Here is a 14,288-nt window from a genome sequence, read left to right on the forward strand (position 1 = left end):
TATCCTCATTGATTAAAGTGCGCGGCGAGCCGCGCCGTTGCCGCCAACCCGCGGAGCACTACTGGCTGGCATAGAAATTGGTCAGTGCCTGGCGCAGCTCGTCTATCACCGCGTAATGCCACAGCGTGATGCCCAGCACCGTGGCGAGGGAAAGGATCAGCAAGCACCAGCGCAGCACGAGCGCCTGGCGCCGCACCCGGGCCAACAGGCGGACCTCGACGCGCTGGCGCACGCGGGCCAGGCCCGGCTCGACGCCGAGCGCGTCCATCAGGTCCGCCATGTACCACCACGTTTGGGAGTCCAGCAGTCCGGTGCCGAAGATTTCTGCGCCGCTGGCGCCTGCGTCGATGCGGCCAAGCATGGCGTGCAGATGCGAGAGCAGCCACGGCGAGGCGTCGCGCGCCTGCACGGCCAGCGCGCGGCGCAATCGCGTGTCGGCCGCGCCGTGCTGCCGGATGAGCACGGCCAGCAGCGACAGAAAGCGGATGGCCTGGAAATCGCGATACAGCCGCCAGAGCAGCCAACGGTCGAGCATGGCGCGAAGATCGCCGGTGAAGTTCGCCAGCGACCAGAGGGCGAGCATGACCACGCCAAATATCAGGACGACCCACAGCGCAAGCCACTGCTTCAAACCGCCCGCCAAAGCGAACAGCCAGCGCGTGAGCGACGCATAGTCTTCGGCGGGCACGGCCTGAAAGACCTGCTGCAGCCGTGGCACGCTGAAGAACGGAATGGCGCACAGCAACGCGAAGGCCACCAAGGCGGCAACGACGCCCGTGGCGGCTGCCGACAGCAATGCCGACCAAGCCTCGGACGCCAGGCGGACGGCGCGCGCCAGGTCGCGCAGCGCCGCGGGCAGATCGCCGCCTTCTTCCTGCACGCAACTGAGCAGCAGGCATTCGTCGTGCGGCAGCGTGTCGGACCAGGCGACGCCCAGGTCCCCGCCGGCGCCCAGATACGCGGCAGCCCAGTGCTGACAGAGGCGGCCGCGCACCGTCTCGGGCCCGTACCGGCTGGCGTCGTCCTCGAAGATGTCGCGCAGGCTCTTTCGGCCTTGCGTGCCTTCGACGACATCCGCCAGATATTCGTAATAATCCGCGCGCTGCGGCCGAAAGCGCAGCGCGTCTAGCCGCAGCTGGCGTGTACCTGCTGACCGCAGGGACCCGCGCGATGCCGGCAACGCGAGATCAGCCATGGTGCGCTCCTTCAGAGCGGGCCGTGCCGGCCTCCTGCGCAAGCGCCGCGGGCTGTAGCGGAGCGGCCGATCCCGTGTGCAGGCTGGGCACGATGGGCAATTCGAACCGGCGCAACAGCGTGCGCGGATCGATCTCTCCCAGGCTCGTCCGATACAGCGCGCAATCCAGCGCCCGCGCGCCGCGCGTGCCGGCGTCTCGCCACGCACTGCGCGTGGCAGGCTGGAACTGTTGCTTCAGTGCGCGGTTGTCGCGCTGCCGCACTTGGTCTAGAAAGTCCGGCACGCGATCGGGTTCGATCATTTCGGCGGCAACGCTGCGCCCCGCCGTTCCGTTCAATTCCGGCATGTGATCGCGGCGGCACGCGGGGCAGCCTGCTTCGTTTCTGACCCGGAGCGACTCGGCGTGCAGATCGAACGCGTCTTGCATGCCCAGCACCCAGCCGCGCCAGTCCCATGCTTGCGCATGCCGAGCGTGGACGCCCGACCACAGGCTGTCGACGGGCAACGCGCAGCCGGGGCACAGGCGTGGCAGCAGCGTCTGATAGATCAAGAGCTTCAGGATGCCGGGCGACGCAAGAAATTCGCGTGACACGCCGATGGCGTCGGACGCCAGGCGCTCGGGAATCATCGCGGCCGATCCGGCGTGTGTCGTGGCGTACAGGCTGACGCCGGAACTGGCGAGATCCATGAACGCGCGGCCGGTCTGCGTGTCGCGGATCTCGCCGATCAGCAGGTCGTTCATCGCCGAGCGCTTGATGGTCTTGAGCTTGGCGTCCAGCGTCGGCCACGCCGCGTCCGCCAGCGCGCCCGTCAGCGTGTTCTGCAACGCGTTGCCAATGTGGTATTCCACCGGGTCTTCAAGCGTGATGACCTTGCGCGTGGGCGCGATGCCGCGCATCAGCGCGGCGATGGTGGTGGACTTGCCCGAGCCGACCACGCCCGCCAGCACGATGGCCCCACCCTCGCGCTCACGCACCCGCAACAGGGTTTCGGCCTGGCCGGGCAGGTATCCCAAGGCCAGGAGGTCGCCGTTGACGGTTGCATCCAACCGCAAGATCCGCAGGCACACGGAAGGCCCCGCGTCCGCCGCCAGCGACGCCCAGCGCAGCACGATGGGCGCCGCGTCCACGGTCAGCGAAATGCGCCCCTGCTGCTCGAGCGCCGGATCGAACACGGCGCCATTGCCGCCGCGTACGTCCATCCACGCGACGGCAAGGACTTCGAGCAGCGTGGCGCTGGAAAGGCCGGCGAACCGGTCGGAGCCGACGTACTCGCCGTGGATGGTGTAGCGAATTTCGCTGGCGTCGCGCCGCTGGTCCACGTTGATGTGGACGTCGCTGGCGCCTTGGACCACGCCCCAGCGGACGATGTCGAGAAACAGGGCGGCGAGCGCCGAGGCGCGTTCGGCCGGGTTGGCCCGCGCTGAGCGCCCGGGACTGGGCGCCGTGTACTGGCCGCGCGCGATCATCAGCAGGAGCGGCGCCGGGACGACGTATCGCGCGGGACTTGCCATGCGATAGCCAGCCGCCTTCACCATGCGCTCGACCTCGTCGATCTGATCGCCGACGGTGTATTCCTTGACGGCAAAGATCGCGGCCAGGCCGCCCTCGAGCAGGACCGGGCACAAGCGTCCGGCCAGCGCCGCCAGATCAAACTGACGGCTCAGAGCGCGCACAAAGGCGGGATCCATGCCAGCGACGTCTTCGGGCGTATGCAGCTCGGGCGGGCGAACGAGCGTGTCCGCGATGGGCTGGGTCTGCGTCATCATGGGTGTCCGCCCCCGGCGTCTAGGCACGCGGTCTGGTCGCGGCCGTCGCGCTGCACGCGGACGCAGGCGCCGTCGATGGCCAGCAGACGATACGGCGCGGCCAGACTGCCTCCTGCCACGGGATCGGCGCGGCCAGCCCGATAGCGCTGCAGCGTGCCATTGACGACGATGTCAACGTTCAAGCGGCTCGCTGTGCCGAAAATTGCGGTCACGCGTATGTTGTCCGACGCGCGTCCCGCGGGCGACGCCATCAGGCCTTTCCCTTCGTTCATCGTGCAAAGACCCGGGATTTGGCAGTCGGACATCGCGGCCGCCGCGTCCGCGCGCAGCAACGTGCGTACGGTTTCGACCTCGGGCCAAGGTTGCGGCGCGGACGCCGGATCTACGCCTTGCGCATGGCCTGCCGATACCACCGCGGCGCTCAGTGCGATACCGGCAATCGTTCGCCGGGCTACGCACCAGCGCGGGATGCAAAGCTCATTCCTGTTCATAAAGTTCTCCCTGCAATTCGGCCACTAGCGCACTGGCCACGAGGCTGGGCCGCGGTTGCGGCTGCACGGTCACCACAAGGCGCGACCAGCGTGCCGCGGATACCGGCCCCGGCATCAACGCCATGGACCGCAATGGCCCATGCAAGGCCAGACTGCGCCGCCGCACGACGGGCATGCCCGTCCGCGCGGGATTGGATTGCCCTGCGCTCGCCTGCCTGGCCGCCGGCTGCTGAGCCGCAGGCTGGCGCTGCCCATGCGGCAGGAGCGGCACGGAATGCGACAGCGCGACGGAAGCGAATGCTGGGCGTAGTCCTTGCAGTCCGCCAGCCACCCGCGTGTCGACGTACAGCGACGAAGGCAACGTCATGTCGGCAATCCGGATCGGCTCGGACGCCAGGCGCCATGCCAGCGTGGCTTCCTCGAGCGGCTTGAACGACACCTGCCAGCCCACTGGCAACAATGCGTGCAGGCCATGGTTCGTGGCCAATGGGTGAACGCGGGCGTACACGGCCGCGCAATTCCAATGCTGCGCGCCAGCGTCGCAGTGCGCGCGGCGCAACGCCCAGCCCTGCACCTGCACCGGCAGCGCCGCCACGCTTGCGAGCAGGCGCGTCAGCTCCGTCGCCGGCTGGACTGTGGTGGCGCGCATCATCGCCTCGTAGGCATCGGCCACCGGGTCCCGAACGGCAACGGGCTGCGGCGGCGCTGCCTGTCTTTTCGAGAACGTGCTGGCGCCGGCGTTCCACAGCGGCGGCGCTGCCGCGGCAAGCCCGACGCACGCCAGAAAGAGACGCAATGCGACGGGCAGCTCGGCCCAACGCGAAGGCAGCGCGGTAAGCGCGGCGCCGGCATCCACGGCCTGAATCAACGCGGACCACACCTGGTCCGGCGCGCGCTCCGCCAGGGACGGACGCTGCGCGAGCAGCGCCCGCTGTTCCTGCTGGGCTTCGTCAAGCGAACCGAACACCCGGTCGGTCTGCGAGAGGACAGCGCCGCCGTGCGCGGCGACAAGCCAATGGCGCCCGTCCGGCAGCCGAACCAGGCTATGACCGCCCTCGGGGTGCAGCAAGGCGAACAACTGCGCGGCCGATTGCGGCGGCACCGCGGCCGGTGCGCCGGCGCGGCGCATGAATCGCGCACCCCGGAGTCCGGCGCGGGTGCGTCCATAGCCCGCGACCATGGCGGGCGATCCGCCCACCACGTAATGCGTGGCCCGCAGGCGCCGTCCGCGCGACCGCGCGAGCTTGGGGACGTTGGAACCGATAAGCGCGAACCAGCGCAAGCCGAACGCCAGCGTTCGTTCGGCGCCCGGGCAGTCGATCAGCAGGAGTTGAGGGGCCCGGTTCACGATCAGTACCCTTCCTCGACCTGAGCCGTCACGAGTATCAGCGTCGTGTGGCGTTCAGTGGCGGCGCGATCCAGGCCGCCCGCAAGCAGCGGCAGTCCGGGCGCCAGCCGTTGGCGGTCGTGCTGGTCCTGCGTGCGGTCAAAGCCGGCCACAATCATGGGCTGCCCCGGCCGCAGTTCGATCTGCTGTACCGTGCCGCTGCCATCGACCGTGATCTGCTGCACTTGCACCTGATTGGCGCTTTCGCCGAAGGTGATTGTTTTCAGGGGCTGCGCGACCGCGTTGTCATACGCGATGGAAAGCAGGATCTGCCCGTCTTCCTGGATGTCCGGCACCAGGGTCAGGAACGAGCCGACGGTTTCTTCTTTTTGGCTGATCGAGACGGCAGGCAGCGATCCGTTCGCGCCAGTGGCGGTCATGCCGGGCATGGCAGTGCTCTGCACGCGATCAATGTAGGAGAACGTAGTCCTGACGGCATGCGAGACCGGCCGGCGGTTCAAGGTGAGAACCGGAATCTTGCTGTGCCGCACGACCGCGCCCATCGCACTGAGGGCGGACACGATGGCCTGCGAGCCCTGGAATGGTCCCGCGCTCGATGCGGCTTGAAGCAACCCTGCGCCGGTGGCCGGCACGCCAGGCACGGCCAGCCGCGCCGTGGCGCCTGCGGCTGCATAAAGGGCATTCCAGTCGAGCCCCCCCGTGGCTTCCGTGTTGGCGATAAAGGTGATTTCCTCGAAAAGCAGGCGGACACGGCGGGTCAACGCCTTGTTCTCGCGTTCCAGATAGCGTGCGACCCGGTCCAGTGCGTCCGGCGTATCTGTTACGACCAACGTGGCTGCGCCTTCCACCGGCTCTGCAATAACGCCGGATCGAGTGAGGAAAGGCAGAACGTTTGCGCGCAGGATGGCCAGCGCGTTGTGTTCGCCCGCGGCCAGCGTCGTGTTGGAGGTGCTTTCGAAGCCCTCGCCTTCTGCGCTGCCTGAGCGGCCGAGCCGCACGTCGACCTTGCTGGCGAGCGTCAGGGCGCGCAGATCGAAGACGCGCGTTTCGGTGCGGTAGAACTCGAGCGCGTTGTGTTCGTAGCGCCAGTGCACCGAAAAGCGCGCGGCCAGCGCGTCGAGCAGATCGGCGAGCGGCTGAGGATCCGCCCGCACTTCAATGCGCGCCGGTGCGGCGAGAGCCACCGCGCCGCTGACGGCAAGACGCGGCAGGAATTGGTCGGGGGGAAGCAAAGCGTCGGGACGCACTCGAACCGCAATGCCCGTGGCGGCGGTCAGGCGCTGCGCCAGCGTGGAAAGGTCTGCGTCGTCGGCCAGCATGAGCGTGGTTTTGACGTTTTCGCGTAATGCCGGCGGCAGCGCGACCTCGCGCGCGAGCGGTTGCGGCTTGCCCGCCAGCCAGGGCGTGGAGACTTCCTGCGCGGCGATGCGAGCCTGCCGATCAGACAAACCGTCCGCAAAGGCCTGATGGCGGGTGGCGGCGTCCGCATGCCGGCCGCTGGCCGCGCGTTGCATGATCGTGACCTGCTCGGACACCGAGCAGCCAGCGAGCACGCACGAGAGCACCGTGCAGGCGAACGTTCTGGTTGCCGGAACGCGCGTGGCGCAAGCTAACGAAAGGAACTTCATGCCGCGGCTCCTTTGGGCGTGGCCGCCCGCGAGCACGATTGCGCAAGCGGCACGACGCGCAGGACGCGGTTGCCATAGAAGCAGGGTTGCAACGGACGGTCGGCCAGTTCGGTGGCCCCGAGCAGCCCACGCACTGCCGTTTTGAAGTCGCCGGAGAATTCGGCCGTGGCCGCCAGCGGGATATCGACGTCTACGGCCCAATGCTGTGGTTCGAACGTCCAGCCCGACGCGCCGGCCCAGCGCGCCAGCACCGCGCGCAGCGTGGCGTCGGGTGGCGCGGCTCGAAACGGGGCAGCCTGCGCATCAACGTGCGTGTCGGTGGACGTTGCGCCCGCAAGCGTGGCGGACTGCGCGGCATGACGGTTCGACGCTTCTGTGCCGGCCAGCGCGGCCCCATCCGAGCGCGGAGCCGAATCGTCGACGAGCTTGGTGTGCGAGGTGAAATCCGCCCTCGGACGCTGCGATGCGTCTAGGGCAGTTGCCGGGGTCTGCACCATACGCGAGGCGGATTGGGTCAAGGGCGACGGAATGTCCGCCGCACCATGCGCCCGCTGCGCCCGAGCAGTCAGCCTGCCGCCGCGAAAGCGCAGTGCTTTCCATGCACCGGCGACCACGACGTAAGGGTCGCGGCGCACATAAGGCAACGGGAGTTCGCCGCCATCGCCTGCACCGAAGATGGCCGGCAACGGCTGGCCCGGCTGGAATTGCAGCCAGGTCTCGCGCCCGTCGTCGAAGACCTGCAGCGGCGCGACGGCGGGATCGCCGGATAGTTGCCAGTCGAAGCGGAACCCTTGCGAGAACGGCTTGGCCGCCTGCCAGGAGGTTGTGTCTCGGCCTGAGCCCGGGCCCGACCACGTGCATGCGCCCAGGCAAGACAGCCCGGCCGCCAGAAAGAAGATTCGTACCATGCCTCACCGCGAACAAAGCGCGCATCGGAAGCGACACGCTTGAACGGCATGGTGGCCGAGCGCCGGAGGCGCCGCCAGACTGGCATGTACGGACGGATGGATTCATCCACCCCGCGCGCGCGACGAATCCGGACAACAAAAAAGCCTGGTCCGTAGACCAGGCTTTCTTCTGCTGCGCGGCGCTGCGAGAGCGCGCCGCTATGCGGCGCGATCAGCGCTGCGTGGCAATGGTGCGCGCCTGCGCGGCGGCGTTGTTCAGCGCAGAAACGGGAGGCACCTTGCCATCGAAGGCATCGGTGAGTTCCTTGTTCAGCACGGGTTCGATGCGCTCGTAGTTGGCCATGCGGAAACCGCGTGCGTTCTGGACGGGCTTGGCGCTCATCGAAGCCACGAACGCCTGCGCGCCCGGGATCTTGCTGTAGAACGACACGTCCGAGGCACGGAAGGCGGCTTCGGTCAGCGGCAGGTAACCCGTGCGCTGATGCCATTCGGCGGCGACCACCGGCTTGGACAGCCACGCCAGGAACTGCGCGGTGGCCTTTTCCTGGGCCTGCGGATGGCCTTCAAGCGCCCACAACGCCGAACCGCTGACGAAGGGCTTGCCGCCCTCCTTCGTGGCTTGCTCGTAGTACGGCAGCGGCGAGACGCCGAAGGACAGCGACTTGGTGGCGAGGAACTGGCCGAGCGCGCCCGAATTGGCCGTCAGCACGGCGCATTCGCCCTTGGCGAACAGCTTGTCGGAGGCGTTGTCGCCGGAATACGCCGTAAACAGCAGCGAGCGCTTCCAGCTGACCATCAGCGAGATGTGGCGCATGTACAGCGTGTCGAACTGCATGGCGGGCGCGGCGGATTTCTTGGTGACCGCGTCCAGGCCGTTGTTGTTGCTGGTGAACAGCTGGTTGTTGACCGGCGCCAGGTTCTCGAGGTGGACCGCGACCTGATCGCTGGATGCGTACGGGCAGTCGATATCGGCCACGTCGCGCAGCTTCAGGAGTTCGGCCTGCAGCGCGGTCCAGGTGCGCGCCGGCTTGTTGGGATCGAGACCAGCCTTCTTGTAGGCGGCGGTGTTGTAGAACATCACCGGCACTTCGGCCATCCAGGGGAAAGCCAGCAGGCGGCCCTTGCTGTCGCGGGTGAAGCTGCTGGTGGCCGGCACGAACCAGTTCAAGTCCTTGATCGGATACTTGGCCAGCAGTTCGTAGAGCGGCAGCACGGCTTTGTGCTGGGCCACGACTTCGGGCGAGTGGTTATCGGACAGTTGCAGCAGGTTCGGGCCCTTCTTGGCCTTGACCGCGGACACCGCCTCTTGTTCCAGGGCAGTCGGCGACGCGAAGCCGCGCAGCGTCACTTTGACGTCGTCCTGCTCCTTGTTGTATTGCTTGGCGAGCTTTTCGAACTCGGCCTTGTTTGCATCTGTCAGGGTGTGCCAGACCTGGATTTCGACGGGTGCGGCGTTTGCCACGCCGGCCATCGCCATCGCGGCGCCAAACACCCATGCACGCCGGCTGGCGAACATCGCGCGGGCAACGCCCGCCAATTGCAGTTTCTTCATAGGTTCACAGACCAAGAAAAGGGAATTCCGGTTCTGGCCGCCGTCCACTGAGCAGATCGGCCAATGCCCGGCCCGAGCCAACACCCATCGTCCAGCCAAGCGTACCGTGTCCGGTATTGATATACAAATTCGGAATACGGCTGCGGCCGATGATGGGCACGTTCGAGGGAGTGGACGGGCGCAGGCCCGACCAATAGCTGACGCGCTCGAAATCGAGCGCGTCGGGAAAGAGTTCTTTGGCAAGGCGGGTCAGGGCCTCGCAACGGCCGGTATTCAGGCTGCGCGAATAGCCGGAAAGTTCCGCCGTACCTGCCATGCGCAGCCGGTCGCCCAGCCGCGAAAAGACAATCTTGTGGCTGCTGTCCGTCAGGCTGACGGTGGGGGTCGCACCCGGATTGCGCACCGGGAACGTGGCCGAATAGCCCTTTGCCGGATACACGTTGCACGGAATGCCGAGGGGACGCAGCATCGCGGGGCTGAAGCTGCCCATGGCGACCACATAGGCGTCGGCCGACAGCGTGGCATAGCGGCCGTCGGGCTGGATGAGTTCGATGCCCGTGACCGCGCCGCCCTGCGTCAGGAGCCGGGTGGCACGCGTGTTGTACTGGAATTCGACGCCCGCGCGGGCGCAGTGTTCGGCCAACGCGACGGTAAAGAGGTGCACGTCCCCGCTTTCGTCCTCGGGCGTGTAGTCGCCGCCCACGATCGTGGCGCGATGCGGCGCCAGCGCGGGCTCGATGGCGATGACTTCGTCGGTGTTCACGACGCGGCGCTCGACGCCGAAGTCGCGCATCAGGCCGGCGGCACGCTGGGAGTTTTCGAATTCGTGGGGATCGCGGTAGAAATTCAGGATGCCGCGTTCCAGGTGGTCGTACTGGATGCCGAGTTCGGCGCGCATGCCGCGCAGGGTGGCGCGGCTGTATTCGGCCATGCGCACCATGGCGCGGATGTTGGGGGCCAGCCGGCCAGGCATGCATTCGCGCAGGAATGCCAGGCCCCACATCCACTGCCGCCAGTCCAGTTGCGGACGGAACAGCAGCGGCGCGTCGTCGCGGAACATCCACTTGAGCAGCTTCATCGGCGCCTGGGGATTGGCCCAGGGCTCGGCGTAGGAGACGGAAATCTGCGCGCCATTGGCAAGGCTGGTTTCCTGCGCGGGACCGGTGCAGCGGTCTATGACCACGACGTCATGACCCGCCTGGCTTAGCCACCAGGCGCTGGAGATGCCGATAATGCCGCTACCCAATACCGCTACTTTCATGCCCGCATCGCTCCTTGCATGCCGGTTGCGTGCGCGGACCCGATGTCCGCGTACCCCCGGCAGGCCGCTGCCAAAGCAGTTTACCTTGCCGCTTTGCAGCCGCCTAAGTAATAAAAAAACATATTACTTAAGACCCGGCCTTCGCCAGATCGGCCTCGGACGTGAAGGCGTCCGCGTAGAACTCTTCCGGCGGCAGACCGTTCTGGGCGCTGAACTCGCGGCGGGCCGCATCGACCATCAGCGGCGTGCCGCAGGCATAGACCTGGTGCCCGGAAAGATCCGCGATGTCGTGCATCACGGCTTCGTGGACGAAGCCGGCGCGGCCGGTCCAGTTGTCTTCCTGCAGCGAATTGGACACCACCGGCACGTAGCGGAAGTTCGGCAGTTGCGCGGACCACGACTGCGCCAGCGCGTCCATGTAGAGGTCTTGCGGACGGCGGCCGCCCCAGTACAGCGCGACCGGACGGTTGATGTTCTTGTGGATCATGTGTTCGACGATCGCCTTGACGGGCGCGAAGCCCGTGCCGCTGGCCAGCAGAACGATCGGCTTGTCGCTGTCTTCGCGCAGGAAGAACGATCCGAAGGGCCCTTCCAGGCGCAGGATCTCGCGTTCCTTCATCTGCGTGTCGCCGGCGCCGAACACGTGATCGGTAAAGAGGCCCCCCGGCATGTGCCGGATGTGCAGCTCCAGCGGGCTGCCGGTGTGCGGCGCGCCAGCCATCGAATAGCTGCGGCGGCGGCCGTCCTTCAGAATGATTTCGACGTACTGGCCGGCGTAGTAGCGGAACTGTTCGGAAGCCGGCAATTGCAGCTTGAGGACCGTGACGTCCGGCGCGACGCGTTCCATGGTCTGGACGCGCGACGGCAGCTTGCGAATCTGGATGTCGCTGGCCAGCCGGACCTCGGTGGATTCGACCACGAGGTCGGATTCCGGCCGGGCCTGGCAGAACAGCGTGTAGCCGTCGGCCAGTTCTTCCGGCGACAGGATCTGCGCGGGGTACTGGCCGGCGTCGAACTCCCCGGACACCACTTTGCCCTTGCAGGTGGAGCACGCGCCGTTGCGACAGCTGTAAGGCAGGACGATGCCCGCCGCCAACGCGGCGTCGAGCACGGTCTGGCCGGGCTCGACCGGGAATTGATGCTTGCTGGGTTGGATGATGACCTGGAAGCTCATGATGAAACGGTTCAGAGGCGACGAAGCGCTATCCGGCTGTGCCGGGAAGGCGCTCCGCCCGGCCCGGCGTCATGCCGGGAACTTGCGGATTTCCTTGACGCGGTTGGCGTCGTCCACGAGCACCACCTGGGGCTTGTGCTTGGCCGAATCTTCTTCGGACATCGGACCGTACGTGCAGATGATGAGCAGGTCGCCCACCTGGGCCCGGCGCGCAGCCGCGCCGTTCAGCGAGATGGCGCCGCTGCCGCGGGCCGCCTTGATGATGTAGGTGTCGAAGCGTTCACCGTTAGTCACGTTGTAGAGTTCGATGCGTTCGAACTCGCGCATGCCGGCAGCGTCGAGGAGGTCTTCGTCGATGCCGCAAGATCCTTCGTAGTGAAGGTCGGCTTCGGTGACCGTGACGCGGTGCAGCTTTGCCCGCAGCATGATGCGTTGCATAAAAAATTCCTGGTTTCGCGGCCCGGACCGCGAAGTGTTGCAAGGTTGATGCCCGGCATCCGGATTTGCCGTCGAAAGCCGGTATTCTATAATTTTTGCCGCAGCGGGACGGCCCGTTGCTGCGCACAGTCAAACGGCTGGCGCGTTTTCCGGGGACGACCCCATTTATGCCGGCGCCTTGCCGGCAACGCAACATGGGAGTCGTGAATGACCTGGATCATCCTGGTATTGGCTGGCCTATTTGAAATCGTCTGGGCCGTCGGCCTGAAATACACGCACGGATTCACCCGGCTTGGCCCCTCCATCGTTACGGTGGGCGGCATGCTGGTCAGTTTCTGGCTGCTGGCCCTGGCCATGAAAACCCTGCCGCTGGGCACGGCCTACGCCGTGTGGGTGGGTATCGGCACGATTGGCGCCTTTGTGGCCGGCATCGTGCTGTTCGGGGAGTCGGCGAGCTGGCTGCGAATAGCCAGCGTCGCGTTGATCGTGCTGGGCCTCGTGGGCCTGAAGCTTTCCACGCCGTAAGGCTCCGGCCGGGCTGGGCTTAAGGCTTAGGGGCCAAATGAGACCCCAGCCCCGTTAGGGCGGCGCGTCAGAAATCCAGTTCAATCTCGACGGCGTCGCCCACCTTGAGCCGCGCCCCCGCCGGCGCATCCAGGATGGCGTTCTGGCCGAACACCACGCCGATGTCCAGATTGCGGTAACCCGCCAGCGTACGGCCCGGTTCCTCGTACTGCTTGGCCGTGCGCTGATCGATGTCCGGAATCGAGCAACGCGTGCACGGCTTGACGAACGCCATCCGCACCCCGGCCGCCGAAATCATGGCGGTGTGGTCTTCTTCGAAGGCTTCCCATTCGCCCTCGACCACGATATTGGGACGGAACCGGTCCATGGGCACCGCGTCGGCGCCCTTGGCCTGCAGGCGGGCATTCAGGTCGTCCAGCGACGCCTGGTTGGCGATCAGCAGCGGGAACCCGTCGGCAAATCCGAAGCAGTGCTCGCCCACGAAGGCGTCGGCCAGGTCCGGGTGCGCATCGACCCAGCGCGACACCCAGTCGGGCTTGGCGTCGCGGCGCGCCGCGGCGTCCACCTTGAGCAGGCCGCACGGCGTTTGCAGGAACTGGGTCAGCCATTGGGCGGCCGCTTCGCTTTCGCGCCGGGCCGTGGTGGTGTCGGCCCAGACGCCGACCGTGAGGGCGTCGCCGTGCAGACCCGATCCGTCCAACGCGATATCCAGGTCAGCCATGCCAGGCGCCGACAGCCGCAGCGCGTCAGCAGTGAGCGCCGTGCGGATGAGCGCCATGGCCGGCCATTGCCGTTGCGTCATGAACTGGCCCGCGGCGTCCACCACCATCCAGCGCCGGTCATGCGCGAGGCCCGCCCGATCGATGGGAGATTCGGTCAGATCGATGCCCGCGCAGGATTTGACGGGGTAGATATGCAGGCTGAGGATGCGGGCGGACATGGCGGCGATGGCTCAACGAGTGGCGAATGCCGCAGAGAATACAAGAAATGCGGCGCGCCGGACCGCCCGAAAGCGACAAAAAAAGCCCGGGACTAGCCCGGGCCAGATGAGGTGGCGGTTGCTCAGCCGCCGACCAGCTTCAAGGTGTCCAGCGGCGTGACCGCCTTGAATCCCTTGCGCGTCGCGATGTGCTCGGGACGCGGGGTCAGCCCGTACTTGGGCGGGTTCAGGGTGTTCTCCATGCTGTTGTAGACCATGAAGACATTGGCGCGGGGCCACGGCGAGATGTTGCTGTTCGAGCCGTGCATCGTGTTGCAGTCGAAGAACACCACCGAGCCGGCCTTGGCCGTCATCGTGCTGATGCCGCCCTGCTCCACCAGCAATTGCAGGCTGACAGGATCCGGCACGCCGTATTCCTGTTTCTTCAGCGACTGCTTGTAGTGCTCGTTCGGCGTCTCGCCGACGCACGAAATGAACTGCCGATGCGAGCCGGGCACCAGCATCAGCGGGCCGTTGCACTCGTTGTTGTCGGTCAGCAGCACCGAGCAGCTGAGCGCACGCATCGACGGCATGCCGTCTTCGACGTGCCAGGTTTCAAAGTCGGAGTGCCAGTAGAACTCCTTGCCCTTGAAGCCCGGCTTCATATTGGCACGCGACTGGTGGATGTAGACCTCGGAGCCGAGAATCTGACGTGCCACGTTGACCAGGCGCGGATCGCGCACCAGCCGTGCCAGCATCGGATTGAGCACGTGCACCATGAAGATGGAACGCACGGCGTTGCTGCCCGGCTCGGTGATGGCCTCTTCGCGGCGGACGATGGACGGGTCGCGCGTCATGCGCTCGACCTCGGCCGACAGCGCACGCACCTCGGCCTCCGTGAACAGGTTTTCCAGCAGCAGGAAGCCGTTGCGGTCGTACTGGCCGACCTGCTCTTCGCTCAGGGCGTTGGCATACTTGCCGTCTTCATAGACAACCGGATCCTGGCGGGAAATGATGGCGGAACTGCGATCCGTACGGGAGGCGTACGGATCCTGCGCGGGTGAGATCATGCGAACCTCCT

The 14,288-nt window shown here is 66.6% G+C and carries 13 protein-coding genes; 1 reads left to right on the top strand and 12 read right to left on the bottom strand.

The features are described 5' to 3' along the window. Positions 1-58: 58 nt before the first annotated feature. The 10 genes from HV681_RS22280 to panD form a co-directional block, all read right to left on the bottom strand. Positions 59-1,195: a type II secretion system F family protein gene (locus tag HV681_RS22280; protein ID WP_175125050.1), complete on the bottom strand. Its 1,137-nt coding sequence runs from the start codon at positions 1,193-1,195 to the stop codon at positions 59-61. Continuing rightward, entirely contained in the window at positions 1,188-2,963 is a 1,776-nt protein-coding gene (locus HV681_RS22285; RefSeq protein ID WP_239214630.1) for an ATPase, T2SS/T4P/T4SS family, read from the bottom strand. The genes HV681_RS22280 and HV681_RS22285 overlap by 8 nt, the downstream gene beginning before the upstream one ends. Further along, a complete protein-coding gene (locus tag HV681_RS22290) occupies positions 2,960-3,454 on the bottom strand; it encodes a hypothetical protein (protein ID WP_175125051.1) in 495 nt (164 codons plus the stop codon). Before HV681_RS22290 ends, HV681_RS22285 begins: the two co-directional genes overlap by 4 nt. After that, positions 3,441-4,802, bottom strand: a complete 1,362-nt coding sequence (locus HV681_RS22295; RefSeq protein WP_254595039.1) for a type IV pilus inner membrane component PilO — start codon at positions 4,800-4,802, stop codon at positions 3,441-3,443. The genes HV681_RS22290 and HV681_RS22295 overlap by 14 nt, the downstream gene beginning before the upstream one ends. 2 nt (positions 4,803-4,804) lie before the next feature. Next, on the bottom strand, positions 4,805-6,430 hold the full coding sequence (locus HV681_RS22300) for a hypothetical protein (protein WP_254595040.1): 1,626 nt from the start codon (positions 6,428-6,430) through the stop codon (positions 4,805-4,807). Further along, complete coding sequence (locus HV681_RS22305) at positions 6,427-7,338, bottom strand: TrbG/VirB9 family P-type conjugative transfer protein (RefSeq protein WP_175125052.1); 912 nt, start codon at positions 7,336-7,338, stop codon at positions 6,427-6,429. The genes HV681_RS22300 and HV681_RS22305 overlap by 4 nt, the downstream gene beginning before the upstream one ends. Before the next feature lie 211 nt (positions 7,339-7,549). Further along, a complete protein-coding gene (locus tag HV681_RS22310; RefSeq protein WP_175125053.1) occupies positions 7,550-8,890 on the bottom strand; it encodes an extracellular solute-binding protein in 1,341 nt (446 codons plus the stop codon). A 4-nt stretch (positions 8,891-8,894) separates the two neighbouring features. Next, the gene (locus HV681_RS22315; protein WP_175125054.1) at positions 8,895-10,151 is read right to left on the bottom strand and encodes a D-amino acid dehydrogenase; all 1,257 of its coding nucleotides are present in this window, start codon (positions 10,149-10,151) and stop codon (positions 8,895-8,897) included. 127 nt (positions 10,152-10,278) lie between these two features. Further along, positions 10,279-11,325: a CDP-6-deoxy-delta-3,4-glucoseen reductase gene (locus HV681_RS22320; protein ID WP_175125055.1), complete on the bottom strand. Its 1,047-nt coding sequence runs from the start codon at positions 11,323-11,325 to the stop codon at positions 10,279-10,281. Positions 11,326-11,394: 69 nt separating this feature from the next. Further along, on the bottom strand, positions 11,395-11,763 hold the full coding sequence (gene panD, locus HV681_RS22325) for an aspartate 1-decarboxylase (RefSeq protein ID WP_039883066.1): 369 nt from the start codon (positions 11,761-11,763) through the stop codon (positions 11,395-11,397). A 207-nt stretch (positions 11,764-11,970) separates the two neighbouring features. Here panD and sugE point away from each other — a divergent pair, with 207 nt between their 5' ends. Continuing rightward, positions 11,971-12,288: a quaternary ammonium compound efflux SMR transporter SugE gene (sugE, locus tag HV681_RS22330; protein ID WP_175125056.1), complete on the top strand. Its 318-nt coding sequence runs from the start codon at positions 11,971-11,973 to the stop codon at positions 12,286-12,288. A gap of 67 nt (positions 12,289-12,355) precedes the next feature. Here sugE and HV681_RS22335 read toward each other — a convergent pair whose 3' ends face one another. Both HV681_RS22335 and thpD read right to left on the bottom strand, forming a co-directional pair. Next, positions 12,356-13,228, bottom strand: a complete 873-nt coding sequence (locus HV681_RS22335; protein WP_175125057.1) for an MOSC domain-containing protein — start codon at positions 13,226-13,228, stop codon at positions 12,356-12,358. A 122-nt stretch (positions 13,229-13,350) separates the two neighbouring features. Further along, positions 13,351-14,277 (bottom strand): ectoine hydroxylase, encoded by a 927-nt coding sequence (gene thpD / locus HV681_RS22340; protein ID WP_175125058.1) that lies wholly within the window; start codon positions 14,275-14,277, stop codon positions 13,351-13,353. Between the last annotated feature and the right edge of the window lie 11 nt (positions 14,278-14,288).

It is taken from the genome of Achromobacter animicus (genome assembly GCF_902859585.1).
Classification (GTDB): domain Bacteria; phylum Pseudomonadota; class Gammaproteobacteria; order Burkholderiales; family Burkholderiaceae_B; genus Achromobacter; species Achromobacter animicus.